This window comes from Silvanigrella sp. (genome assembly GCF_044369315.1).
Taxonomy (GTDB): domain Bacteria; phylum Bdellovibrionota_B; class Oligoflexia; order Silvanigrellales; family Silvanigrellaceae; genus Silvanigrella.
Map to the genome: position 1 here is coordinate 1 of NZ_JBIPMD010000360.1, position 3053 is coordinate 3053.

Annotated in this window: 2 protein-coding genes; both read right to left on the reverse strand. The window is 27.7% G+C overall.

Features of this window, described 5'->3' with window-relative positions:
• A partial coding sequence (locus ACIQ56_RS17315) for a hypothetical protein (protein ID WP_397602271.1) occupies positions 1 to 1747 on the reverse strand: 1747 nt, incomplete at its 3' end.
• Between the two features lie 88 nt (positions 1748 to 1835).
• Entirely contained in the window at positions 1836 to 2945 is a 1110-nt protein-coding gene (locus tag ACIQ56_RS17320; RefSeq protein WP_397602272.1) for a thioredoxin domain-containing protein, read from the reverse strand.
• Between the last annotated feature and the right edge of the window lie 108 nt (positions 2946 to 3053).

A 3053-nucleotide genomic window follows, 5' to 3' on the forward strand; every position in this document is an offset into this window, starting at 1 on the left:
AATTTTTATTTTCTAATAAACCTGTATTGTCTGTATACGTAAGTGCTGAAGTTGTCGTAAAAATTGCGGATCCCCAACTTCCTGTTAAACCTGTCGTAGATCTAAATAATTGATAAGTAACTGTTCCATTATTAGGAGCAGAATTCCAATTTAATGTAATTGAATTATAAGTTATATTTGTAGGCGCTAGTAATGATGGAGGCGTTTGTAAAGCAGTTAAAGTACTAAATACAGATGAAACTTGTTCCGTTGCATTTGGCCTTGAATTTAATGCGCCAACTTTGTAATAATAATTCGTATTTTCCGATAATGAACTATCTATAAACGAAGAAGATGTTCCAGAATAAATAGGACTACCCCAACTAGCAGGCGAACTTGTCAATGATCTATAAACATTAAAAGTTAAAGGAGCGTTTCCAACACTTAATGTCCAATTTAATGTTAGTGAATTTGAAGATACAGATGAAGAAGACAATAAAGAAGGCGCTGTTAATAAAGAAGAGGGAATACTTTGTTCAATTGAATTTGAAGAAGTTCCACTTATATCCGTTGCTGTCAAGCTATAATAATATATTTTATTTTCTAAAAATGAAGAGCTATCTAAATAATTTAAATTAGGTGAAATATATGTTGAACTTGAAGTTCCAATTTTATTTACTATTATAATCCCAACAGGTGATGATATTGATCTATATATATTAAACGTAATATTAGCGTTTCCATATAAAGAAGACCAACTTAATAAATTACTAGAAGCAGAAGCAGCTGAGACAAGTAAAGTATTTGGTATTGCAGGATATGTAGTAATGTTTATTTCTGAAGAAGACGGAGAGTTTCCTCCTTCATTTGTCGCAATTAATATATAATAATATAAATTTGCAGGGATTAAATTTACTGCATCATCAGTACAAGTTAAAGCACTAATAGATGAACAACTAGGGACAATTTCATATTGACTTCCCGGAACTAAACTTCGATATAATGAATATGTTATTGTTCCCGATCCTACTGCGGCATTCCAATTTAAAGTAACTAAATTTGATGTAATGCTTGGAGATCCATTCCAAGTAGGAGTAGATGGTGGATTTATGATAAGCGCTGATACTGTGTTACTTGTTACACTTCCAGAGTCATTGCTTGCTATAATCTGAAAATAATAAGTAAACCCATCAATTAGACCTGTTACCAAATAAGAACTTGTCACTCCAGAAATACTTTGAGACACACTTCCTGGTGATGTTCCATATTGAAGCGTATAGGTTGTATTTCCTAATCCACCATCAATATTACCCCAAGTTATCAAAGCAGTTTGAGAACTTGGTTTAACAATAATTGAAAAAATTGAAGGTGTTAATGAAACTTCATTTGTTGAATTAATAGAGCCATATTTATTTGTAGCAATGATACTAAAATAATAAGTAACACCATTTGATAAATTACCAACTAAACATTTTTTTAACTTTATTGAACTACAAGATTTAACTTTATTCGGATAATTTCCGCTAGAATTTCCATAAACTACAGAATAATTATCAGCTCTAAGTGAATTGGACCAGTTTAAATAAACTTTGCTATCATCCGCTAAAGCTGATGTTATATAAAACGATGCAGGTGTATTTAAAAATGGGGTATTTCCAATATCTACATGTGAATTGGACCCCCCTAAGGGATTATAGTCACAAGAAAGACAAAACATATTAATTAATATAATAAATATATAAAATTTTGATATAATATTAATTTTCAACAATCCTCCTCATGATAAATTAAACTTAATGAATTATATTATGATTTAGATGTTTTAATTTTATTTGTTCAAAATTATAACTAGATAATTAATGAACAGTCCTTCTTAAAGCCTGCTCTATTTCTTCTTGTGAATATAATTTCGAGTTTTTATTTATATAAAAATTTGGTGAGTTTTTAATTATGAATGAGTTGCTTAATTGTTGTTGTATCAATTGATTTTCAATTAATGTTTTTTGAGCATCTAAGCAAGATCGAAATATTTCTGGATTTAAATTTGATGACTTTGCAATTTCTATTACTTTATTCTTAATATCATTTATGTTAGATAAATTTTTTTCTTTCCATAAAGAAAGTTGAAAGATCATCTTATTATATTTTAAAAATAAAGTTGGCTCTTGTTTTTGAGCACAATAAGCTCCCTTTATTAAAATTTCATTCATTTTATTATTATTTGATGAATAATGTATTGAAACAAAATTAACCTTGTCCGCATATTTTTTGAATATTTTTTCAAATTTTTCCTCTTTTTCTTTACTTTTTAATTCATTATAATCATAAATATTTAATAAGGTTATTTCGGATTGCTTTTTTCCTGAGGAAGGAAAAGATGAAATATCAATATTTAATGGAGGGTTTTCTAAATTAGGGATTAAAACTTTAATTCTATTATTTTTAAGTAATTCAGAAATTTTTTTCTCAGAAATTTCTATCATTTTTTGGTTTATCAACTGATTTTTCAATTGAATTTTGACATTTTCAAAAGTTTTTCCTTGGAAAACACCAACTCCTTCTTTTTTTAAAATATCATCATAATAATTTTTCACTATTTTATCATCAATATAATCTAACTTAATCAAGTTTTTCAAAGTTAAAAAATCTTCCTGTTTTACATTTTTTTTATTAAAATCATTTGTTAATGCAATTCTTAAAGCTGTCTGGTTTAAGAAATTTTTTTCAGCATGATAAATATTATTTTTTAGGTTATAATAATCATAAATGGATTCTTTTGGTAATGAGGTTGAAGTAAAACGAATCCCATCTACTTCAATTAGTTTTTTCCCAAATATATCATCAATGTCAATTTCTTTATTAAAAATGGGCAAAATTTTATTTGAAAAACCAACACCTAAAATAAACCCAGCCAATAAAATTAAAAATAGGGTAAATATTTTTTTAATATTGGTAGGTAGAGACATGACTTTTATTTCCTTTCAAATAAAGTAATTCATTGCCATGAAACCCCTGCAGAACCGGACTTGTAGTTTTCCCACATCCGGCTCCCAGAGATGATATTCATTGCGTAG